This is a genomic window from Streptosporangium sp. H13245 (assembly GCF_055690525.1).
Genome location: NZ_JBSZKT010000014.1, coordinates 63,460 through 85,439 on the forward strand (window position 1 = coordinate 63,460; position 21,980 = coordinate 85,439).

The 21,980-nt window shown below is 72.8% G+C and carries 19 protein-coding genes; 12 read left to right on the forward strand and 7 right to left on the reverse strand.

All coding sequences use genetic code 11. The annotated features are described in order from the left end of the window. The first annotated feature begins 53 nt into the window (after positions 1 to 53). Positions 54 to 1,016 carry an ArsR/SmtB family transcription factor gene (locus tag ACW9TB_RS21560; protein ID WP_472749832.1) on the forward strand — a complete coding sequence of 321 codons (963 nt, stop codon included), beginning with the start codon at positions 54 to 56 and terminating at the stop codon, positions 1,014 to 1,016. Between the two features lie 180 nt (positions 1,017 to 1,196). Here the strand turns inward: ACW9TB_RS21560 and ACW9TB_RS21565 are convergent, their stop codons facing one another. After that, positions 1,197 to 2,438, reverse strand: coding sequence for a Gfo/Idh/MocA family protein (locus ACW9TB_RS21565; RefSeq protein WP_472749833.1), 1,242 nt, complete (start codon positions 2,436 to 2,438; stop codon positions 1,197 to 1,199). 106 nt (positions 2,439 to 2,544) lie between these two features. On the opposite strand from ACW9TB_RS21565, the gene ACW9TB_RS21570 reads away from it, so the two are divergent. Then, on the forward strand, positions 2,545 to 3,138 hold the full coding sequence (locus ACW9TB_RS21570) for a TetR/AcrR family transcriptional regulator (RefSeq protein ID WP_472749834.1): 594 nt from the start codon (positions 2,545 to 2,547) through the stop codon (positions 3,136 to 3,138). 127 nt (positions 3,139 to 3,265) lie between these two features. Then, the gene (locus tag ACW9TB_RS21575) at positions 3,266 to 4,186 is read left to right on the forward strand and encodes an alpha/beta fold hydrolase (RefSeq protein ID WP_472749835.1); all 921 of its coding nucleotides are present in this window, start codon (positions 3,266 to 3,268) and stop codon (positions 4,184 to 4,186) included. Here ACW9TB_RS21575 and ACW9TB_RS21580 read toward each other — a convergent pair. Next, complete coding sequence (locus ACW9TB_RS21580) at positions 4,177 to 4,602, reverse strand: nucleoside deaminase (RefSeq protein ID WP_472749836.1); 426 nt, start codon at positions 4,600 to 4,602, stop codon at positions 4,177 to 4,179. The two genes, ACW9TB_RS21575 and ACW9TB_RS21580, sit on opposite strands and share 10 nt — an antisense overlap. Then, the gene (locus tag ACW9TB_RS21585; RefSeq protein WP_472749837.1) at positions 4,599 to 5,468 is read right to left on the reverse strand and encodes an LLM class flavin-dependent oxidoreductase; all 870 of its coding nucleotides are present in this window, start codon (positions 5,466 to 5,468) and stop codon (positions 4,599 to 4,601) included. Before ACW9TB_RS21585 ends, ACW9TB_RS21580 begins: the two co-directional genes overlap by 4 nt. 93 nt (positions 5,469 to 5,561) lie before the next feature. Here ACW9TB_RS21585 and ACW9TB_RS21590 point away from each other — a divergent pair, with 93 nt between their 5' ends. Continuing rightward, positions 5,562 to 6,014 (forward strand): Lrp/AsnC family transcriptional regulator, encoded by a 453-nt coding sequence (locus ACW9TB_RS21590; protein WP_472749838.1) that lies wholly within the window; start codon positions 5,562 to 5,564, stop codon positions 6,012 to 6,014. Positions 6,015 to 6,077: 63 nt separating this feature from the next. Here ACW9TB_RS21590 and ACW9TB_RS21595 read toward each other — a convergent pair whose 3' ends face one another. Beyond that, on the reverse strand, positions 6,078 to 7,253 hold the full coding sequence (locus ACW9TB_RS21595) for an ice-binding family protein (protein ID WP_472749839.1): 1,176 nt from the start codon (positions 7,251 to 7,253) through the stop codon (positions 6,078 to 6,080). 327 nt (positions 7,254 to 7,580) lie between these two features. Between ACW9TB_RS21595 and ACW9TB_RS21600 the strand changes: the two genes are divergently transcribed. The 5 genes from ACW9TB_RS21600 (at position 7,581) to ACW9TB_RS21620 (ending at position 11,719) form a co-directional block, all read left to right on the forward strand. Continuing rightward, entirely contained in the window at positions 7,581 to 8,129 is a 549-nt protein-coding gene (locus tag ACW9TB_RS21600; protein ID WP_472749840.1) for a hypothetical protein, read from the forward strand. A 112-nt stretch (positions 8,130 to 8,241) separates the two neighbouring features. Further along, positions 8,242 to 8,883 carry a copper resistance CopC family protein gene (locus ACW9TB_RS21605; RefSeq protein ID WP_472749841.1) on the forward strand — a complete coding sequence of 214 codons (642 nt, stop codon included), beginning with the start codon at positions 8,242 to 8,244 and terminating at the stop codon, positions 8,881 to 8,883. A 129-nt stretch (positions 8,884 to 9,012) separates the two neighbouring features. Beyond that, positions 9,013 to 9,840 (forward strand): orotidine-5'-phosphate decarboxylase, encoded by an 828-nt coding sequence (pyrF, locus tag ACW9TB_RS21610; protein WP_472749842.1) that lies wholly within the window; start codon positions 9,013 to 9,015, stop codon positions 9,838 to 9,840. Beyond that, positions 9,834 to 10,928, forward strand: coding sequence for a hypothetical protein (locus ACW9TB_RS21615; protein ID WP_472749843.1), 1,095 nt, complete (start codon positions 9,834 to 9,836; stop codon positions 10,926 to 10,928). The genes pyrF and ACW9TB_RS21615 overlap by 7 nt, the downstream gene beginning before the upstream one ends. Beyond that, a complete protein-coding gene (locus ACW9TB_RS21620; protein ID WP_472749844.1) occupies positions 10,925 to 11,719 on the forward strand; it encodes a thioesterase II family protein in 795 nt (264 codons plus the stop codon). Before ACW9TB_RS21615 ends, ACW9TB_RS21620 begins: the two co-directional genes overlap by 4 nt. Before the next feature lie 236 nt (positions 11,720 to 11,955). On the opposite strand, the gene ACW9TB_RS21625 is transcribed toward ACW9TB_RS21620, so the two are convergent. Both ACW9TB_RS21625 and ACW9TB_RS21630 read right to left on the reverse strand, forming a co-directional pair. Next, positions 11,956 to 13,113, reverse strand: coding sequence for a winged helix DNA-binding domain-containing protein (locus ACW9TB_RS21625; RefSeq protein ID WP_472749845.1), 1,158 nt, complete (start codon positions 13,111 to 13,113; stop codon positions 11,956 to 11,958). A gap of 11 nt (positions 13,114 to 13,124) precedes the next feature. Next, positions 13,125 to 14,336, reverse strand: a complete 1,212-nt coding sequence (locus ACW9TB_RS21630; RefSeq protein WP_472749846.1) for a cytochrome P450 — start codon at positions 14,334 to 14,336, stop codon at positions 13,125 to 13,127. 211 nt (positions 14,337 to 14,547) lie between these two features. On the opposite strand from ACW9TB_RS21630, the gene ACW9TB_RS21635 reads away from it, so the two are divergent. After that, positions 14,548 to 17,094 carry a S9 family peptidase gene (locus ACW9TB_RS21635; RefSeq protein WP_472749847.1) on the forward strand — a complete coding sequence of 849 codons (2,547 nt, stop codon included), beginning with the start codon at positions 14,548 to 14,550 and terminating at the stop codon, positions 17,092 to 17,094. Next, entirely contained in the window at positions 17,091 to 20,492 is a 3,402-nt protein-coding gene (locus ACW9TB_RS21640; RefSeq protein ID WP_472749848.1) for a non-ribosomal peptide synthetase, read from the forward strand. Before ACW9TB_RS21635 ends, ACW9TB_RS21640 begins: the two co-directional genes overlap by 4 nt. A 50-nt stretch (positions 20,493 to 20,542) precedes the next feature. Here ACW9TB_RS21640 and ACW9TB_RS21645 read toward each other — a convergent pair whose 3' ends face one another. Further along, on the reverse strand, positions 20,543 to 21,211 hold the full coding sequence (locus ACW9TB_RS21645; protein WP_472749849.1) for a GAP family protein: 669 nt from the start codon (positions 21,209 to 21,211) through the stop codon (positions 20,543 to 20,545). Positions 21,212 to 21,294: 83 nt separating this feature from the next. Here ACW9TB_RS21645 and ACW9TB_RS21650 point away from each other — a divergent pair, with 83 nt between their 5' ends. Continuing rightward, entirely contained in the window at positions 21,295 to 21,927 is a 633-nt protein-coding gene (locus ACW9TB_RS21650; protein WP_472749850.1) for a TetR/AcrR family transcriptional regulator, read from the forward strand. Positions 21,928 to 21,980 lie beyond the last annotated feature (53 nt).

The following is a 21,980-nucleotide window of genomic DNA, read 5'->3' on the forward strand; positions in this document are numbered from 1 at the left end:
AGCATGCGGGCCGGTCCGCACCGGAGGCTATTGTTTCGTCAGGAGGCGAAACCTTGTCCTATCTGGAGTGCACCCCCGAGGATCTGGCGCGTACCCGCTTCGCGATGTCGCCGATGACGCAGGTGGTCACCGCCCTGCCCCTGCTCGCCGGTGTCCGGCTTCCGGCGGGCATGTCGCGCTGGACGGCCGGGGTACGCGACCGCTACGAGGCGCTGGTCGCCGCCGACCCCGTCCTGCGGGCCCTGGCCGACCTGCTGGCGGTCACCGACTACGTGCCCGACTTCTTCTGTGTGCCGCCGCCGAGGGTGGACGCCACGTTCTCCGAGGAGGCGCTGGCCGTGCGGCGTACGCCGTACCGGAAGGCGCGTGCCGACCTGGAGCTGAGCTACCGGGGCCGGCCGATGGCCACGGCGCTGGAGGTGCCCGACGTCGCCGAGCGGGTGGCCGCGAGCCTGACCGCGGTGTGGAGCGAGCTGATCGAGCCCGACTGGCCGAGGATACGCGCGCTGCTGGAGCGCGACATCGTACGGCGGGCGGGACGGCTGGCGGTGTACGGCTGGGCCGAGGTGTTCGACGAGCTGGACGCGCACATCTCGCTGGAGGGCGAACGGATCCTGCTCGGCCGGGTGACCGGCACCTCACACCGGCTGGGCGGCGTCGGCCTGGTCCTGATGCCCAACGCGTTCGGCGGGAAGATCGTCTACCTCGACCCGCCGCGCGCCTTCGGGCTCACCTACCCCGCGCGGGGGGTGGCCGCGCTGTGGGAGAGCCGGGTGCCCGCGCCGGACGGCCTGGCCGCGCTGCTCGGCGGGGGCAGGGCCTCGGTGCTGCTGGAGCTGGCGGAGCCCGCGAGCACCAGCCAGCTCGTCGCCAGGCTGGGCATGACGCTCGGCGGCGTCGGCGACCACCTCGCGGTGCTCAGGCGGTCGGGACTGGTCTCGCGCGGCCGGAGCGGGCGGTCGGTGCTCTACACGCGCACCCCGATGGGCGACGCCCTGACGGAGTGGAACGCGTGAGCCCCTCGTGAGCCCCCGGGAGCCCACGCGGCACCGCGCGGGAAGCGCACGCGGCACCGCGCGGGCGGGCCGGGCCACGATGTCGCGACCGGCCTCGGCGAACGCCGTGGTCACGTACGGTCCGGCGTGACCGGTGGCGGCGACGACCAGGGGCTTCGTGCCGGGCGGGCTCCTTGGGGGTTAGGGGGCGAGTGCCTGGCGGGCGCCGGTGCGCGAGGCGTTCTCGATCGCGGCGAGCACCCGGTGCTGGCGTACGGCGGTGTGGAAGGAGGGGTACGCCTCGCGGCCCTCGGTGATCGCGCGGGCGACCTCCCGGTAGAGGGCGGCGACGTTCGCGGGCGGCCCCGGGGGGACGCCCGCGACTGAACCCTCGAAGACGCCCTCGGGCAAACCCGTGGAAACGCTCCCGGACGAACCCGTGGAAACGCTTCCGGAGGCGCTTCCGGGAGCGGGAGCAGGTGAACCCGCGGGGGTGTGCGGGCGCGGGTGGCGGCCCGTGACGAACGGCTCGGCACGGGTGCCGTCGGCGGCCGAGCGGGTGACCGTCCAGTCGGCCCAGTGCGGGTACATCCCGGGCTCGGTGGGAGTGACGGTCAGCGCTCCCTCGCTGCCGGTGATCCTGAGGTGGAACCCGTCGGGCCCCGGCGCGTTGCCCCCGGGCACGCTCACCACGACCACGGCCCCGCTCTCCAGGCATCCGTGGACGCTCACGTGGCCGGGCACCCCGTTGGGGATCGACCGGCCCGTCTCGGCCACGACGACCTCGCGATAGGGGTGGGCGAGCGAGGCGGAGACCTCCGTCAGCGGGCCCACCAGATGCTCGACCGTCGCCAGGACGTGCCCGGCCATGATGGTCAGGAGGTTCATCCCCGCGGCGGGGTCGGTGCTCCAGGCGAGGTCGCGCGGGATGCGGCTCCCGCCGAGCGGGGCGCCGTCGGCCACCACGGTGATCGACTCCAGCCGCCCGATCCCGCCCCCGGCGATCAGGTCTTTCACGAAGCCGGCCGCCGGGGACCGCAGGCCCTGGAGGACGACCGCGTGGACGACCCCCGCGGCGGTCGCCGCCTCGGCCAGCTCGACGGCCTCGGCCAGGTCCACGCCCAGCGGCCACTCCGACACGACGTGCTTGCCGTGCTCCAGCGCGGCCCGTATCACCTTGGCGTGGTCGGGCGCCTTGACCGCCACGGCGACCACGTCCACGTCCGGGTGGGCGGCCAGCTCGGCGGCGTCGGCGAAGGCGTGCGGGACGCCGAACGCGGCGGCGGTGCGGCGGGCGCTGTCCTGCCTGGTGGTCGCGACCGCGGTGACGGCGTACTCCTCCAGGTTGAGGAGGGCCGGTAGGTGGGCGGCCGTTCCCCAGCCCCGGTCGGGGCTGGCACCGACGACGCCGACACGGATCGGACCTGCGGATGTCCTGCTCATGGTCCCCCTTCACGAGTTAAGTATCGAGCGGTAAGAAACTAGCCCGCAGCGGACGACACCGTCAACGGGGTAACGTATCGATTGGTAAGAAACTTGGGAGGCGTACATGCCAGGAGGGCGCCCGCGCGCGTTCGACCCCGAGGACGCGCTGGACCGCGCGCTCGAGGTCTTCTGGAGCCAGGGCTACGAGGGAACGGCCATATCGGATCTCACCGCGGCGATGGGCATCAACCGCCCCAGCCTCTACGGCACCTTCGGCAACAAGGAGGAGCTGTTCCGCAAGGTGTTCGACCGCTACGTCGACGGCCCGGGGGGATACGTCGCCCGCGCCCTGGAGGCACCCCGGGCGCGGGAGGTGGCCGAACGCCTGGTGTACGGCGCGATCGAGCTGACCACCGGCCCCGACACCCCCCTCGGATGCCTCAGCGTCCGCTGCGTGCAGGCGTGCGCGCCGGAAGCAGAGCCGATCAGGAGCGAGGTGGTGGCACGCAGGAAGGCCGGGGAGGAGGCGCTGCGCGCCCGCCTGTCACGGGCGAGGGACGAGGGCGACCTGCCCGCCGACTGCGACCCGGCCGACCTGGCCCGGCTCGTCACCACCCTCACCGACGGCATCGCGGTCCAGGCCGCCGCGGGCTGCCCCAGGGAGGACCTGATCCGGATCGCCGAGACGGCACTGCGCGCCTGGCCCACCGAAGAATGAAAGAGGGCCGCGCACGTGTCCCGGGCGACAGGCGCCGCCCTGTTCCGGTATCCAGGCAGGGGCGGGCCGGGGCCGCGAGGCGACCGGCCGCTCCCGCAGACCCGTCGCGCCCATCGGAGACACCACCGTGAGCATCCTTCTGCCCGGCTCGTTCGCCCACCACGTGATCGACGCCGACGGCGTGCGCGTCAACACCTACGTCTCGGGCGACGGCCCCCCGGTCCTGCTGCTGCACGGCTACCCGCAGACACATCTCATCTGGCACCGGGTGGCACCCGTGCTCGCCCGCGAGCACACCGTGGTCCTCACCGACCTGCGCGGGTACGGAGACAGCGACAAACCCCCCTCCGCGCCGGACCACGGCCCCTACTCAAAGCGGGCGATGGCCCACGACCAGCTGCTGGTCATGCGCTCACTCGGCTTCGACCGCTTCGCGGTGGCGGGCCACGACCGCGGAGCGCGGGTCGGCCACCGCCTGGCCCTGGACGAGCCCCGGGCGGTGACCAGGCTCGCCGTGCTGGACATCGTGCCCACCCGCCACGCGTTCCGGCACGCCGACGCCGCGTTCGCGCTCGGCTACTACCACTGGTTCTTCCTCGCCTCGGGCGACGGCGTCCCCGAACGCATGATCGGCGCCGACCCCGGCTACTGGGTCCGCGCCCACATGAAGACGCAGCACGGCGGCCCCTCGTTCGACCCGGTCGCCCAGGACGAGTACATCCGCTGCTTCTCCGACCCGGCGGCCGTCCACGCCTCCTGCGAGGACTACCGGGCCGCCGCGAGCATCGACCTGCGTCACGACGACACCGACGCCGACGCGAACCGGCGCCTGACCTGCCCCGTACTGGCCCTGTGGGGCGAACGCGGTTTCGTCGGGCGCACCTACGACGTCCTGGACGTCTGGCGGCGGTACGCGGACGACGTGCGCGGCCAGGCCGTGCCCAGCGGCCACTACCTCCCCGAGGAGGTACCCGAGACGACGGCGGAGCTGCTCGGCGCGTTCCTCTCCGAGAGCCCCGCCGCGACGACGCGGACCGATCAGACGTAGTAGCCCTCGACGGGAACACGCGCCTCGTCGAACAGTGCGGGACCCTCCTGGGCCACGCGCGGCCACCCGCCCCCCGGCTTGAGGGTCGCGAACTGCTCGTTGGAGAGCGCGAACACGACGCGGCCGAGACCGGATCGCTCGATGGCGCCCGTGCACATCGGGCAGGGCTGGCAGCTGGTGTACATCGTCGTGGCCGCCGCGACACCGGGGTCGAGCTCACGGGCCGCCCACCTGGCCAGCTTCAGCTCGGGGTGAGCACTGATGTCACCGTCACTGAGGACCGTGTTGTGGTCCTCGGCGAGAACCGTGCCCTCCGGCCCCACCAGCAGCGACCCGAACGGCGCGTCCCCGGCCGCCCGCGCCCCGGCCGCCAGCTCGATGGCCCGGCGGAGATACTTCTCGTCATCGTTCGTCATGACTGTCCTGTTCGTGGTTGATGAGTACGCAGATCCCAGTGGGCGGCCACGGTCGCGAGCGCCTGCCAGGCCGCCTCCGGGTGACGCGTCTCCTGCGGATCACCGTTGAACGGATCGAGCACGACGTTGTCGGCGCCGAGCAGGCGCAGCCGTTCGAGGTCGTCGAGGACCTGGTCGATCGTGCCCTCACCGGCGAGCCGCCCGGGGTCGGTGATCGGGGAACCGGTGAGCCGCAGGGCGATACGGGGCGCGAAACCGGGCATCGGCCGCCCTTCCTCGTCCGCGATGACCTTCAGCCGCTCCAGCGCCTCGCTCATCCGGCCGAGGGTGAGACGCAGCGGATGCCAGGCCTCGCCGAGGCGCACCGCCCGGCGCAGCCCGGCGTCACTGTTGCCGCCGACCCAGACCGGTATCCCCCCGGCCTGGTAGTCCGCCTCGTCCTCCCACGCGGCGCGCATCACCCGGAGATGGTCGTCGGTCAGCGCCCCGCGCCGCTCGAACGCGACCCCCAGCGCCTCGAACTCCCGCCGCGCCCAGCCGACACCCACACCCAGGACGAGCCGCCCGCCGCTGAGCCGGTTGAGGTTGGCCGCCATCCGGGCGACGAGCAGCGGATGACGGTACGGCACGATGAGCACCGTGGTCCCGAGCCCGATCTCACCGGTGACACCCGCCAGCCAGGCCAGGGTGGTGAAGGGCTCGTAGAACGGCGCCGGATACTGCTCGGCGACGTCGGGGGTTATCACGACGTGGTCCGAGACCATGAGCTGGTGGAAACCCAGCCCCTCCACCGTCTGCGCCCAGCCCCGCAGCACACCGGGATCGGTGCCGGGCCCGAAATTCAGCACGTTAACGCCTATTCTCACCACTTCAGGCTATCGAGCGATCATCCGCGACCGGAAGAGGATCATCCCGGCGTACGACGCCAAGCACCGTTGATCTGCCGGTATCTTGGCCCGATGACCGAGAATCTCGACGCGACCGACTGGTCGATCCTGGTCGAGGTCCAGCGGGACGGCCGCATCCCGATCACCGAGCTGGGACGGCGGGTGAGCCTCAGCGCCTCCGCCACGACCGAGCGGGTCAGGCGGCTGGAGGCGGCGGGCGTCATCACTGGCTACCACGCGGACGTCGACCTGGAGAAGGCCGGTTTCCCCGTGCTGGCCGTCGTACGCCTGAAGTATCCGGGCAGCAGGCACCAGCCGCTGCACCGGCTGCTCGACGAGCGCCCCGAGATCCTGGAGTGCCTGCGGACCACCGGCGACGACTGCTACCTGCTGAAGGTGGCCGCGACCTCCATGGGCCACCTCGAAGAACTCGTCAACGAGCTGGCCCAGCTGGGCAGCACCACCACCAACCTCGTCTACAGCCACACCCTGCCCTACCGAGGCCCCCGGGGACCCCGGACCTGATCGCGGTTCCGGGCCTCTTCCACGGCGGGTCCAACCAGGAAGAGGCCCGCAACCGCGCACCGGCTAGGAGCGACGGCCGCAACCGGCGGTGACCCGGGTCCGGACCTTCCCCTCCGACGCGGGACCGGCGTGCTCGTCGCTTCTCACCGAGGTCGTCCCCAGGCAGGGGCACCCGAGGTCCACACGCTGGACCAGCACCGGCGAGCTGCTGGGATCGAGCCGGGCCGAGCCCTCGTAGGTGGCGACGACGCGATCCACCCCCGCGGGCAGGGTCGAGACGGTCAGGGTGGCGACGCCGCCCGGACCGACCGGGACGGTACCCAGCGTCGCCCCGTCGGTGGCGAAGACGACCTGCCCGATGGGCACACTCGCGTCCGAGGCCGTCACCGTCGCGGTGAAGGTGATCGGGCCACCGTCTCCCAGCGGGCACGCGGAGGTCAGCGTGGTCGTGGTCGTCGCCGACCCGCAGGTCGGGGGCGGCAACGTGACGGTGTCCGTGTCCAGGGTGATCGCGTTGCCACGGCTCAGCAGACGGCCGACCACGGTCACGCCGGTGGTCGCGGTTATGGCGTCCAGCGCGAGGATGTTGCCGGAGAAGAAGGAAACGGTTCCCAGGGTGGCCGCGCTGCCGACCTGCCAGAAGACGTTGGCGGCCTGGGCGCCGTTGATGAGGGTCACCGTGCTGGCGGACGCGGTGACGAGGGTGGTGGCGGTCTTGAAGATGAAGACGGCGTTCGGGTCGCCCTGCGCGTCGAGGGTCAGGTTACCGGTGATCTGGAAGGTTCCCGAGGCGGAGTCGTAGACGCCGGGCGTCACGGTGGTCCCGCCGAGCTGCGTCGGGATGGTGGCGTCGACAGGCTGGCCCGCGGCGTTGTTGTAGGCGGTGGTCAGATCCGCCTGGGCCTGCTGGGCGACGGCGTCGGCCGGGTGAACGGTCCCGACCACGACGCCGGGCGGGAAACCGGTCAGCGCGGCGCCCGGCCATATCCCGAGATTCCCGGTGACGACGGTGGTGCCGGTGTTCGTGACGACGTCGCGGCCCAGGACCGCGAAATTCGCGGCCGTGCCGAGCGGCACCGGCGTCGCCACACTCACGGTCGCCGATTTCACGGTCGCGGCGCCCGCGGTCGCCGGGGCCACGACCACGGCCCCCAGCGCGACCACGGCCGCGAGGACTCCCGCCAGCCGGGAACGGACGATATTTCGCGGCACCTCACGAGGTCGAACGGCCTCAATCATGATGTTTCCCTTTTCTATGAACATTGCCTCATTGAGGCACATTTACAGCGATGCACCATTCCTTCCGACCTTACCAATTGACAACGCCATACTCGTTATACGACATACACGCAAATCCCACCGGCACCGTTTCGCTTTCCGCCGGAAATGACAGTATTTAACTTATCTATATCGACTTATATATTTAAATAGCCTTCCACGACCTCCACCCCGTCGCACGACATCGCACGACATCGAACGATGAAGGGCACCGGCGCGTATCTCCGGCCATGCGCCCCCCTCGCCCCGGCCTTCTCCACGCGCCACCCGGCTGACAGGATGTCCCGCGTGACCTCAACGGCGCTGCGCGTGCCACGGGCCATCGTCTTCGCGACGCTGTGCGCCGTGGTCTCCGCGAGCGGCCACGCCCTGGCCGGGGGCGGCCTGATCCCGCCACACCTGGCCGCCCTGGGCGCGCTGATCGCCTTCTGCGTGGCGTACGCGCTCAACGGACACGAACGCGGCCCCGAGGTCGTGCTCGCCACCACCACCGGCACACAGATCCTGCTGCACGAACTGTTCGACGGCGCCGCGCCCACGTCACACCTGACGGCCTCCACCCACGGCCACCCCGGCCCCGGCATGACGCTGACACACCTCGCGGTGGCGCTGGGCACCGGATGGTGGCTGCACCGCGGCGAGAACGCGCTGTGGCTGATGATCCACCTGCACGGCGGGCGACCACCGCTGATCCGGCCACTCCTCACCGCTCCCGCCGAGGTGACGCCCCCGGCGCCACAGCCGGTCCCGGCCACCGGCGTCCGGCCGTACGGCGGCTGGGAGATCCTCCCCACACTGCGGCGGCGCGGCCCGCCCGCACCGCGCCACATCGGCTGAGGGACCGGGAAGGTCCGGCGGCCGGTGTGCCCCGCGACCACACACGCCTCCCCACCCCGAGGCGTCCTCCCGCTTTCCCGGCTCCCGCCGGGAGTCTCTCCTGGAGCAGACATTGGCGTCCCTGCCGCGATTCGCCCGTACGACCCTTGTGACCGCGCTGCTCTGCGCCGTCTTCCTCACCCTCGGCACCCCCGCCGCGCTCGCCCACGACCGCCTGAAGAGCAGCTCCCCCGCCAAGGGGGCCAAGGTCACCACCATCGAGCGGATCAAACTGGTGTTCACCACCCGGGTCCGCTTCCCCGCCGTCGCACTGCGCGAGGTGGGCGGCGCGGCCTTGGACCTCGGCAAGCCCAAGGTCGACGGCGACACCGTCACCTCCGGCGTCCCCGAGGCGCTGGCCTCGGGCAAATACGTGATCGCCTGGCGGGTGGTCTCCACCGACGGCCACCCGATCGAGGGGGAGATCCCCTTCACCGTGACCGCTCCCGCGAAGCCGTCCGCCACCCCGGCGGAACCCACCCCCGAGCTCTCCCCCGAACCCGCCCCGGCGCCGGAAACCACCTCACCCACCCCCGACCCCGGCCTGGTCTCCGCGGCCAAGGACGCCGAGGACGCTCAGGGCGCCGAGGACAGGGAGAGTGACGGTCAGGGGCTGCCCGGCTGGATCTGGATCGCGCTCCTCGCCCTCGTCGTGATCGGCGCGGGCGTGTGGTTCCGTACTTCCCGCCGGGACGAGCCCGGTGGCGCGGAGTAATTCACCGGCCACATCCCTTTACATTGTAGATCAATAAAAAGGGGCATAAAGACGGAGATTTTAGCCGACGGAGCCTCACCGGCGAGCGGGCGCGACGCGGTCCCCGGCGGAAGTGTGTGCAATGGGTCCATGGCTGCCGTACCGATATGGACCGACCTGCTCAAGACCCGATCCGCCCTCTGCCTGGGAATCGCCCCCTCCCCCAAGTGGCTGGAGGCCTGGAGGATGGGCGACGACCTGGACGGTGCCCGGCGGATGTGCTCGACGGTGCTGGAGGCCGCGGGCGAACGGGTGTCCGTCTACCGCATCCAGGTGCCGTTCTTCGCCCGCTTCGGCACCGCGGGCACGGACCTGCTGCGCGAGGTCGTCGACGGCGTCCACGAGCGGGGCTCGCTCGCCGTGCTGGACGCGAAGGTGTGCGACGCCGACGACACGATGGACTCCTACGCCGACCTCTACCTGGGATCCGGCAGCGTGCTGGGCGGGGACGCGGTGACGGCGACCCCGTTCATGGGCTTCGCCGCCCTCGGCCCGCTGCTGCACCGGGCCCGTGACAGCGGAACCCTGGTCATGGTGCTCGTACGCACCTCCAACCACGCGGCAGGCGGGGTGCAGAGCGCCGTGACCGGAACGCGCACCGTCGCGCAGCGCACCGCCGACGAGGTGCGGGAGTGGAACGACGAGCACGGCGTGGCGGCCGCGGCCGTGGTCGGGGCCGCCCGCGAGGAGGCCCTCGACCTGGTGGCCCGCATGCCGTCGGCGGTCGTCGAGCTGCCGGGGCTCGGCAGGGCCGGGCGCGAGACCCGCGACCTCGTCGCCGTCGCCGCAGAGGCCCCGGGACGGGCCGTCCTGCCGGTCACGACCGGGGTGCTGCGGCACGGGCCCGGCGTCGCCGCGCTGAGCGCGAGCATCGCGGCCTGGCGGGAGGAGATCGGCGCGGAGGTTCCGGCGTGCTGATCGAGCTGCGGCCCGGCACCCCCGCCGAGGTCGCCGAGGAGGTGGCCGCGCTGGCCGGGACACACGAGGACGTCACCGCCTGGCCGATCACCCTGGCCGGGAGGGTCTTCGTGGTGGTGAGCGGCGACGAGTCCCTCGCCCGCGTGCCCGCCTCACCCGCCGTACTGGCCCGCCGCCCGACCCCCGACGGCCACTGGCTGGTACGGCGGGACAGCGGCGTGGCACCGCGCGAGGTGACGATCGGCCCCCCTCCCCGGTCCGGGCCTTCCGGGTCTTCGTGGTCCTCGCGGTCCTCGCGGTCCGAGTCCCGGGCCGCCGGGCAGGCCGTCGACGGCGGGGTGGTCGGAGGGCCGCGACTGTGGTGGGCGGCGGGGCCGTGCGCGCTGGAGTCGGCCGAGGACGCGGTCGAGACGGCCCTGGCGGTCAAGGCGCAGGGGGCGCACGCCCTGCGGGCCGGGCTGTCCAAGACGCGCAGCAGCCCCTACCACTTCCCCGGCAAGGGCGGGCGGGGCCTGGAGGCGCTCGCGGAGGTCCGGCGGGCGGCGGCCATCCCCGTGATCACCGAGGTGTGCGACCCGCGCGAGGTGGAGGCGGTCGCCGAGGTGGCCGACTGCCTCCAGGTGGACGGGCGGCAGTTGGACAACCGCCCGCTCCTGGCCGAGCTGGGCGCCCAGCCCAGGCCGGTACTGCTGATGCGGGGGCCCCGGGCGAGCCTGGACGACTGGCTGCGGGCGGCGGAGTTCGTCCTCACCCGGGGCAACGGCGCCGTGGTGCTCTGCGCGGGCGCCTCGGGGACCCCGCCGCAGCCCGGGTTCGGGGCGATCGCCGCGCTGCGCGCCCGTACCGACCTGCCGGTGGTCTTCGACCCCAGCCACAGCACCGGCTCGGCCGCGCTGGTGGCTCCGGCCTCGCTGGCGGCCTCCGCGTACGGCGCGGACGGGCTGCTCATCGAGTCGTGCCTGAAGCCCGGGAGGATGTACCGGCCGGGCGACGCGGCGCACATGTTCCCTCCCGAGTCCCTGGCGGACCTGGTCTCCGCCTGCGAGCGGGCCCGGGACTCCGCACGATCCCTGGCGGTTCCGCGATGACTGTTTCCCCGACCTCCGTAACCTCTACGGCCTCTGCGGCTCCCGCGAGCTGGCTGGTGCCGCTGCACCGGCCGGAACGGCCCCGCGCGCGGCTGGTCTGCGTGCCCAACGCGGGAGGCGGCGCCACGACGTTCCGCGGCTGGGCCGACCTGCTCCCCGGTGACGTGGAGCTGTGGGCGGTGCGCTCGCCGGGCAGGGAGACCCGCATCTCGGAGAAGCCCCGGCACAAGCTGTCGATGATCGTCGATCCGGTGATCGACGGGCTGTCGCGCCTGGATCCGCTGCCGTTCGCCCTGTTCGGGCACAGCATGGGCGCGCTGGTGTCGTTCACGGTGACGCGGCGGCTGCGCTCGCGCGGCCTGCCCGGTCCGGGACGGCTGTTCGTGTCGGGCTGGAACGCCCCCCAGGTCCGCGACGGCATGCCACGACTCGGGCAGCTCGGTGACGAGGACCTGATGCGGGTCCTGCACCGGCTGGACGGCATCCCGCCGGAGGTGATCGGCAACACGGAGCTGATGAGCCTCATCATGCCGGTGCTGCGGGCGGACCTGAACGCGGCGGAGTCGTACGTGCACGAGGACGAGCCCCCGCTGGCCTGCCCGATCTCGGTGTTCGGCGGGAACGGGGACCCGACCACGACGGCGGCCGGGCTGGGCGCGTGGAGCGCGCAGACGGGCTCGGCGTTCCGGCTGCGGCTGCTGCCGGGCGGGCACTTCTTCATCCACACCCAGCGCCGGACACTGCTGCGCGCGATACGGGGAGATCTCGGCACCTGCCGCGAGAGACACTGAGGCCGGACGGGTGAGCCCGAGCCGGGCGGGTCTAAGCCTGAGCCGGGCGGGTCGGACCGCGAGCGGGGTCCTGCCCGGGCGGCGCGAGGTCGTGAACGAAAGCACCGGCCGGACGGGAACCGGGCGGGGAGCCCGGTGTCCGCCGGTGGGCGGGGGTCCCGTTCACGGGCTCCCCCACCCGAACGTGCCCACCGACCGTCGGGCGTCCCGAGATCCCCGATGTCCCAGAAGAAGGGTCAGCGCTTCTTGCCGGTGAGCTTGCCCATGGACAGGGTGGCCTCGGCGCCGTAGAAGCGGCCGACGCGCTCGACCTCCCGTTCCAGCTCCTTGCTCTGGTCCGAGTCAAGCTTGACGAACGACTCCAGCTTGATCTCGACCTTGCCGCCCCTCTCCTTCCGTTCCCACATCCCGGAGACGACCCCGTCGACCAGCATGATCTGGTGGGCGACCGCGCCCTCGTACCTGCCCCGGCCGTGCTCGAAGACGCGGGCGGCGGTGTCCTTGGGCACGACGACCTCCTTGGGACCGCTGCCGAGGACGTACGCCTCGTACTGCGGCAACAGCCGCACACAGCTCGGGTCGGACGGCCACCGGTCCTCGTCGGCGGCCAGGACGTACGCCTTGCGCCCCTCGACCTCGACCTGGGCGACCTCGTCGCCGAGCGACTCCAGCGCCTCGCGCGCCTCGGGCGGCCTGAGCGCGAACCAGCGGGCCAGGTCCTGGTGGGTGGCGGGGCCGTACGCGCGCAGGTAGCGGCGCACGATCTCCATCGCCGACTCCTCGGGGTCGGGCTGGTCCTTGACCTCGGTCTTCAGCCCCGCCCACCGGTCGGGCCTGACGTAGGTGACCTTGGCGCCCCGTACCGGCCCGAAGCAGAGCACGCCGAGGTAGGCGACGGGACGCAGCAGCTCGCCCCAGTTGGAGGCGAGCTTGTCCTTGGCCCACGCGCCGACGCGCCCGGAGACCTCCCCGGCCAGCTCCTCGCGGGTCAGGCACTCGCCGTCCAGCGCCTCGCGGACCGCGTCGACGAACGCCTCGCCCTGCTTGGCGGTGAGCCCGTGGTGGGCGTGCCAGCTGTCCTTGGCCCGCCAGTAGGGCTTCCAGCGCATGGCCGCCATCCACAGCGCCAGCTCGTCGGCGGCGTGCACGTGCAGGGTGCCGCGCAGGCTGTACGTCTTGACGAGGCGCTTCTTGTCGTACAGCTCCGCGCGGACCTGCTCCTGCGTGGCGCCCTTCACCCGTGACCCGATGGCCAGCTCGGCCGCGGCGGCGACCTGCGACTGCACCCCGCACACGTCGCGCACGGGTTTGCGCAGGTCGCCGGAGACGGGTTTCACGAGGTGATGGCGGGCCAGCCGCCGCGCGTGGACCTGATCCCAGGTGAGTGAGTTCATGGTCGACGCTTCTACCCCATGGGATGGAGCCGAACCCGGACGTGCTTGACGCCGTTGATGACGGGAGAGCGCAGGTAGTCGGGCGGCCCGAGCAGCTCCGCCCCCGACACCGAACCGGCCAGCTCGTCCAGGAAGACGGTGAGCTCCAGCTCGGCGAGGGCGGCTCCCAGGCAGAAGTGCGGGCCCGAGCCGAACGCGACGTGCCCGCTGCGGGAGCTGCGCGGGCGCCCGACGTCGAACACCTCCGGGGCGTCGAACACGCGCTCGTCCCGGTTGGCGGAGGTGTGCCAGATGACGACGTCCTGGCCCGGGTGGATGGTCTTGCCGTGCAGCTCGGTCTCGCGGGCCGCGCGGCGCAGCACGTGGCGGCTGGGCGAGGTCCAGCGCAGCAGCTCGCCCACCGCGTTGGGCACCAGCTCGGGTTCCTTGCGCAGCCGGTCCCACTGGTCGGGGTGCTCCATGAAGGCGAGCAGCCCGCCGACGGCGGCGTGCCGGGTGGTCTCGTTGCCGCCGAGCATCAGCACGTCGAAGAAGAGCAGGCACTCCTCCTCGCTCAGCACCCCCGCGTCCTGGGAGCGGGCGAGCAGGCTGACGATGTCGTCGCCGGGTGACTTCCTGCGCTTCTCCACCAGGTTCTGGCAGTACAGCAGGAGCTGGCCGTGCGCCTGGGCGGCGTTGGCGCGCACGTCGGAGGTCATCTGGTACTCGCTGTCGTGCGAGCCGAACGCCGTGGAGGTGAGCCTGAGCATCAGGTCCCAGTCCTGGCGCGGCACGTCCAGCAGCGCGGAGATGCCCGCGACGGGCAGGGCCGCCACCACGGTGGCGAAGTCGCACTCCCCCTGCTCCAGCGCGTCGGCGAACACGTCCTTGACGACCGAGCGCAGGTACGGCTCCAGGGCGGCGATCGCCCGGGGGGTGAAGCACTTGTTGACCAGTTTGCGCAGCTCGGTGTGCCGGGGCGGGTCCGTCGTGTTGATCATCTTTCCGGAGCCCTGGTCACCGGTGTTGCGGTGCGGGCCGAGGGTGTTCGTCTGGTTGGAACTGAAGGTCCGCGGGTCCTTCTGGACGTTCACGCAGTCCTCGTAGCGGGTGACCGACCAGAAGCCGGGCTCCTTGCCGTCGGGGTTCCAGTGGAGCGGGTCGTTGTCTCGCAGATGGCGGAAGACCTCGTGGGGTCTGTCGCCGACGTGCAGATCGGCATCGGCCAGATCGACATCAGTCATTTAGGAACTTCCCATTCCTCGGATGGTTTTCCGGCAGAAGTCATCTCGCCGGCGGGATGGCTCGATTACCGGTGGGCCCGATTACCTGCGGGGCGGCCCTGATTAACCCGCGTGCCGCCCCGATTAAGGCGAGGGCGGGATTATAGGCCGCCCGCCGGAGACCCGTCCGGGCGTTTTTCCGCGTTTCCGGTGACATGGTTATCGTCCTCCCATGGTTCTACGTGTCAAGCTCGTCCTGTCACTGCTCACGGCCGCCGCCCTGGTGGGAGGCGCTTCACCACCTGCTTCCCCCTCCTCGGGGCGACCCGCCGCGGCGAGTGCCGCGCGGCCGTTCGCGATGCAGGACTTCATGACCACGAAGAAACTCGGCCAGGTCGTCCCGTCCCCCGACGGTAAATCGGTGGCGGCGGTCGTGAAACGCGGGCCGAGCGAGTCGAGCAGATATGGCGCGTCATTTGTCGACGGAAACGAGCGCGCGGACATCTGGATAGCGGACGGCCAGGGCCCGGCCCGTGACGTGACGCACGGCGTGAAGGACGGCACCGGTCACTACAACCCGGTGTGGTCGCCCGACGGGCGCATGCTGGCCTTCGCCTCCACCCGGGGCGGCGACGACGTGTTCCTGCACGTGTGGGACCGCGAGACGGGCGAGATCCGCAAGCTCACCCCGCGCGGGGTGCAGACGATGACGAACGCCTCGGGCTACCTGATCCAGTGGCTGGACGCCCGGCGGGTGATCGCCCCGATGGTGAACGCGGGCCGCTGGGCACTGGAGTACGGGCAGTGGCTGGAGGCCCAGCGCACGGCCCCGAAGCAGTGGGCCAAGGTCGAACGGGGCAAGGAGACCACCGCCTCCGTCCTCGACAGCTCCGCCACCCAGGGCCAGGACAAACTGGACGAGGAGATCGCCGTCATCGACGCCGTCACCGGCAAGATCACCTCGGCGGGCCCGGCCCGCACCTACACGGCGGGCAACCTGGTGGCCGACCCGACCGGGCGGAACATCGCCAGGGTGGACGACCTCGGCCCCACCCCGGCGGTCGCCGGGCAGCTCAAGCGCGTCCTGGAGCGGCGCACCCAGCTGGCGCTCGCCTCCGCCTCCGGCGGGCAGCCGCGCGTGGTCGGCGACGTGCCGAGCCCCTCGGTCACCGTGCAGCCCCGCTGGTCCGCCGACGGCGCCAGCCTGCTGATCGTCGGCAAGGCCACCCCCGAGACGCCCGACCCGTTCACCGCCTACCTCGTCCCCGCCGCCGGGGGGAAGGCCGCGCCGCTGGCCGCCGACCGGCTGGTGGCCACCGGCCTGCTGTGGGGCGCGGGAACCCCGCTGGTACGCGGCGCGAAGGTCAAGGACGCCGCGAACCCGGCGGCCCGCCAGGACTGGTGGGCGTTCGACCCCGCCGACCCGGCCGCCGCGCCGCGCGACCTGACCTCGCGGTTCAAGGTCCCGCCGCTGGAGCTGGTACCGGTGGCCGGTGGCGTGCTGGGCGTGGCCGACGGGCGCGCCTGGCTGATCGACCCGCGCAGCGGGCAGGCGCGCGACCTGAACGCCACCGGCGCCGCCCCGCTGGCGGAGCTGGCCTGGCCGCTGGACGACGGCGTCAGGCGCAACGGCGTGCGGCCCACCGACCGGGGCGGCGCCGAACCGGCCAACCCCCGCCTCGACCGCGACTTCCCCCTGGTGCTGGCGCGCGACGCCAAGGGCGGCCTGTACGAGCTGGCGCCCGGCGCCTCCCCCTCGCTGACGCCGCTTCCCCTGCCGCACCCCGACGCGGGCGTCGCCGGGTACTCCCCCGCGAACCGCACCGCGATCTTCGGGGCGGGCGGTGACCAGGGCACCGCGCTGTGGACCTCCCACGCGGGCCGCCACACCCAGCGGCTCTCGCTGAACGGCCACCTCGCCCAGGTGACCCCGCCGAAGCGCGAGCTGGTCACGTACAAGGGGGCGAACGGGGAGAAGCTGACCGGCGCGCTGCTGCTGCCGCCGGGCCACCGCGACGGGCAGCGCCACCCGCTCGTGGTCAACGTGTACGGCACCCGGATCGTCTCCACCCTGGAGGACGTGCCGGAGTTCCAGGTGAACAACCCGAGCTACCTCACCCTGCAGTTCCTCGCGGCCCGCGGCTACGCCGTGCTCGTCCCCTCCATCCCCCGCCCCGAGGGCAAGGCCGCGGCCGAGCCGATGACGTGGCCCACCAAGCCGATCATGAACGCGGTGGACGCCGCGATCGACGAGGGCGTGGCCGACCCGAAGCGGCTGGCGGTGCTGGGGCACTCCTTCGGCTCCTACAACGTGCACAGCCTGGTGACGCAGACCGACCGGTTCAAGGCGGCGATCGCGATCTCCGGCTTCTCCGACGTGATCAGCAGCTACGGCGTGTTCGACTCCCGCTTCCGCTACACGCCGCGCGCGCAGGAGTGGTTCGCGCCCGCCTACATCGAGGACCCGGCGTTCGAGTTCGGGCTGGGCAAGCCGCCGTGGGAGGACCCGCAGCGGTACGTGCGCAACAGCCCGCTCCTGCACGCTGGCAAGATCAAGACACCGGTGCTCATGCTGCACGGCGAGCGTGACTACCTGACCCACACCGGCTCGGAGGAGATGTACACCGCGCTGGCCAGGCAGGCCAAGAAGGTACGGCTGGTCAGCTACTGGGGCGAGGCGCACATGCCGTACTCGATGGTCTCCCCCGCGAACTTCCAGAGCATGATCGAGCAGGAGCTGGAGTGGCTCCGCCTGAACCTGCCCGGAGGCACCCAGTGAGACTTTTCTCGCCCGCCCAGGAACGGGCCTGGCTGGAACACCGGATCCGCGGCGACGCCGGACCGGACGGGATCTCCCTGCGGCTGCGGCTGACCGGCCCCCTCGACGAGAAGGCGCTGGGCGCGGCGCTCGGCGACCTGGCCGCGCGGCACGAGGTGCTGCGCTGGACGCTGCCCACCCGCGGTGACGGGCCCCGCCCGGTGGTCGCGGCCGGGGCGCTGCCCGCGCCGCGGGCGGTGCCGGTCGAGCCGGACAGGCTCGGCGCGGCGCTGACCGAGGTGGAGGGACGGCCGTTCGACCCGGTGACGGGACCGCTGGCACGCGTCTCCCTGCTGGAACTCGGCCCGGAAGAGCACGTGCTGGTGCTGCGCATGCACCCGTGCGTCGCGGACGAGGGCTCGGTCGCCGTGCTCGCCGCCGACCTGGCCGAGCTGTACCGGGCCCGGACCGAGGACGGCTCCCCACGCCTGCCCGGCACGCCCCGCGTACCCGCCGAGGACGACTTCCCCCGCCTGCCCCACCCGGCCGCGACACCCCCCGGCGCCCTGGACGCGTCGGCTCCCAACGGCCAGGGCGCGTCACCCGCCGACAACCTGGACACGCCACCTGCTGACAGCTCGGACAAAACACCCGACGCCAGCCGGGACACATCGCCTGCTGACAGCTCAGGCAGAGCGCCGGCCGACAACCGGGGCACGTCACCCGGCGCCTCCGTACCGGTTCCGGGCACCGGCCCCGGGGTGACGGGCGGGGACCGGCGGGAGTTCTGGCGCGAGGCGCTGCGGGATGTGCCGCCGCTGGAACCGGCCACCGACCGCCCCCGTCCCGGGCGCCGTTCCGGCGCGGGCGGGGCGCACCGTTTCGAGGTGACCATGCCGCCCGGGCTGGGCGATCCCTCCCTCGCGGTGCTCGCGGCGTTCGCCGTCCTGCTGTCGCGCTGCTCGGGCCAGGAGCGCTTCACGATCGGCGCGCACGCCCCCGGCCGCGTCTCGGGGCTGCTCGGCGGGGAGCCGAACGAGTTCGCCGGGACGGCCGGGCCGCTGGACGACCTCGTCCCCCTGCCCGTGGACCTGTCCGGCGACCCGGACCTCGCCACGTTCTCCGCCCGCCTGGGACGGGTCGCGAGCGACGCCTGGCGGCACCGGCTGCCCCTGCAGGACCTGGCCTCCGCCGTCGCCCCGCCCCGCGACCCCAGCCGGGGCGCGCTGTTCGACGTGGCGTACGGCGTCGTGCCCCGTCCCGTCGCGCACGAGGCGGCGGGCCTGCGCCTCGAACCGCTCGGCGACGCGGAACCCCTCGCCCGGCGGACGGCCTGCGACCTGGACCTGCGCCTCACCACCGGAGCACCGTACGAAACCGGGAACGGGGAGGGCGATCGGTTCCAGGGGATCCTGACGTACGCAACCGACGTCTTCGACCACGCCACGATCGAGCTGATGGCCGCCCGCCTGACCCGGCTGCTCGGCGAGATGGCCCGCTCCCCCGCGCGGCCGGTGCTCGACCTGCCGCTCGACGACCGCTCGGGCCCGATCGCGGGCCCGCCCCCGGCGGTGGACCTGGACGCCCCGGGGTCCACCCTGGCCGCGCTGATCGCCGCCCAGGCCGGGCGTACCCCCGACGCGACGGCCGTGGACGGGGACGACGGGCGGCTCACCTATCGCGAGCTGGACGAGCGCGCCCGTGAGCTGGCCGGATGGCTGGCCGCCGAGGGGGTGGGCCCCGGCACCGTGGCCGCGATCTGCCTGCCACGATCGGCCCGGCTGGTCACGGTCGTGGCCGGGGTGCTGTACGCGGGCGGCGCGTTCCTGGCGCTCGACCCGTCGCAACCGGCCCCCCGGCTGGAGTACCTGCTGTCCGACGCGGCGGCGACCGTCCTGGTGAGCACCGGGGAGATCCTCGGCGGCCTGCCGGAGGGCGGGGGGCGCCGCCTCGACCTCGACCGGCGCGACCCCGCCACGACCGCCGCGCCCAGCCCGGCCGGGCCGCGCGACCTGGCGTACATGATCTACACCTCGGGCTCGACCGGCCTGCCCAAGGGGGTGCTGCTCGAGCACTCCGGCGCGTGCAACCTGGTCATGGCCCTCGCCCCCGAGCTGGGCATCGGCCCCGGGGTGCGGCTGCTGCAGTTCGCGCCGCCGACCTTCGACGCCTGGGTGTGGGAGGTGTTCACCACGCTGGTCTCCGGGGGCACCCTGTGCGTGCCGGAGGCGGGGAACATCCTCGTCGGCCGGGCGCTGAGCAGGTGCCTGTCGGAGCGCGAGGTGAACGCCGTCCTGCTGCCCCCCTCGGTGATCGCGACGCTGCCCGGCGACGACCCGCTGCCCGGCCTGCGGGTGCTGGTGACCGGCGGCGAGGCGTGCACCCCCGAGCTGGTGGAGCGCTGGGGCACCGGGCGGCGCATGGTCAACGCCTACGGGCCGACCGAGGCGACCGTCATCGCGACCCTGGCCGACTGCTCACCCGGCGAGGGTGTGCCGCCGATCGGGCTGCCCATGGCGGGGGCGTACGCGCTGGTGCTGGACGCCGCCGGGCGTGTCGCGCCGTGGGGGGTGCCCGGCGAGCTGCACGTGGGCGGCGCGGGCGTGGCTCGCGGCTACCACCGGCGGCCCGCGCTGACCGCCGAACGGTTCGTCCCCCTCGCCGGACCGCCGCCCACGGCACCGGGCGGGCCACCGTCTCCGGTGCCCGGCGGGCGGCTCTACCGGACCGGTGACCTGGTACGGCAGCGCCCCGACGGCCGGCTCGACTTCATCGGCCGGGTGGACCACCAGGTCAAGCATCGCGGCTACCGGATCGAGCTGGGCGAGATCGAGCAGACGCTGCGGGCCTGTCCCGGCGTGGACGACGCGGCGGTGGCACTGGAGGACGAGCAGCTGGTGGCCTACGTCGCCGCCCCAGCCGCTCCCGCCCCCGCTTCGGAATCCCAGGCGAAATCCGAGGCGGAACCCGTCTCAGAAGCCGCCGTTCCCGCGACCTCCCCGGTGACGACAAAGGCAACGGCGACGGTGACGGCGAAGGACGCCAGGACGTGGACGGCCGGGCGGCTGCCCGGCTACATGGTGCCGGGGACCGTGCACGTGCTGGACGAGCTGCCGCTGACCACCGCGGGCAAGATAGACCGCCGCCGCCTGGCCTCCTCGGCCGCCCGCGCCGGAAGCCGGTCGGACGAGCCGCGCGACCGGCTGGAGCTGGAGGTGCTGGAGGCCTTCCGGCGGGTGCTGGAGGAGCCGAGGATCGGCCCGCACGACGCCTTCTTCGAGTCGGGCGGCGACTCCCGGCTCGCGGTGACGCTGCTCGGCCGCCTGCGTGGCGGCCTGCGCAGGCCGGTGGCGGCCCGCCTGCTCTGGGAGCGCCCCACGGCCGCGGGCCTGGCCTCGGCACTGCGCGAACTCGGGTAGACCGGCACCCCGCGACCTCGTACCCCAGCGGCCACGGGGTGCGCGGGGGGTCACCGGCTCATGGAGATGGTGATCTGGTCCGGTGCCGCGTCCAGGAGGATCAGGAATCCCGCTATCCCGACGATCCAGCGCAGTGTCGTGCGGGATCCCGAGGAGAGCTTCTTCTGCCACCGTTCGGACCGTTCGCGCATCCGTTCGCCCAGGGCGGCCCACGCGGCGTAGAGCAGGATGCCCGGGGCCACCATGATGAGCACGTACACGCCGAGGAGCGGCGACCACTGGGCGACGGACAGACCGGCCGAGGTCATGACGCCGATCGCGGCGAAGTACGGGACGGCGGTGGCGAACTCGAACAGCCAGGTCCCCAGCCCCAGCAGCAGCATCGAGCCCGCGGTGAAGGAGCGGGCCGGGATGGACGCGCGTTCGGGGTCCTTGTCGGGGATGAAGTAACTCCCCACCATGAGCGCCACGCCGAGGACGGCCTGTCCCCAGGCCCACACGCTGTCGTCGATGATCGGCACGACGGCGCCCAGGCCGAGCATGAGCAGCACGCCCAGCGCGAAGTAGGCGATCGCGACCGACCCGAAGTACACGCCGAGCAGCACGCCCACGCGGTGCGGCCTGGCCAGCAGCAGATAGAGGGTTATCCCGATCACGGTGGGGCTCAGCGTGTCGAGCAGGGCCAGTGCGAGCACCGCCCCGATCGTCTCGATCGACAACCCTGTCCTCCTTGCGGGAGCCAACAAATCGTAATAATACGCCCGTGTCACTTAAAATAACACGTGCGTGTTAACATGCGAGCGTGCCGCGACTTGTTGATCATGACCGGCGGCGGGCCGAGCTCGGCGAGGCCGCCATCCGGGTGATCCTGCGCGAAGGTCTCACCGGCGTGAGCGTCCGCGGGGTCGCCGCCGAGGCAGGCTGGTCCACCGGGTCCCTGCGGCACTACTTCGGCAACCAGCACGAACTCCAGGCCTACGTCGTGCGGGCCACCACCGACGCCCTCCGCCGACGGGTCCTCCCGCGCGTCCAGCGGCCCCGCGCCCAGACCTCGGTGGTCGAGCGGATCGCCTCGATCGTGGAGGAGATGCTGCCGCTCGACGCCGAGCGGCGCGAGGAGTACGCGCTGTGGTCGGCGGTCGTGGAGTGGGAACGTCAGCACCCTCCGGAGGGAGGCTCCGTGACGTGGAACGATCAGCGGGCGTTATATCGCCGATGCGTCGCCTCCGTACGCGGACACGAGCGGGCCCTCGAACCGGGCCAGGCCAGGCTCCCGCATCCCGACGCCCAGGTCGAGCTGTGGGCGGCGCTCCTGCACACGTTCGTCGACGGGCTCGCCGCCCAGATCGTGAACACCCCCGGCGAGGTGTCCGCCGGCACCGCCGCGCGACTGCTGCGCTCACTGCTGGAGGCCGTACCTCGCGTACGGCCGTGAGCCGTAAGCCCTCGCTCGCGAAGGAGCGGGTGAGGGCCGTGGTGACCTTTCGC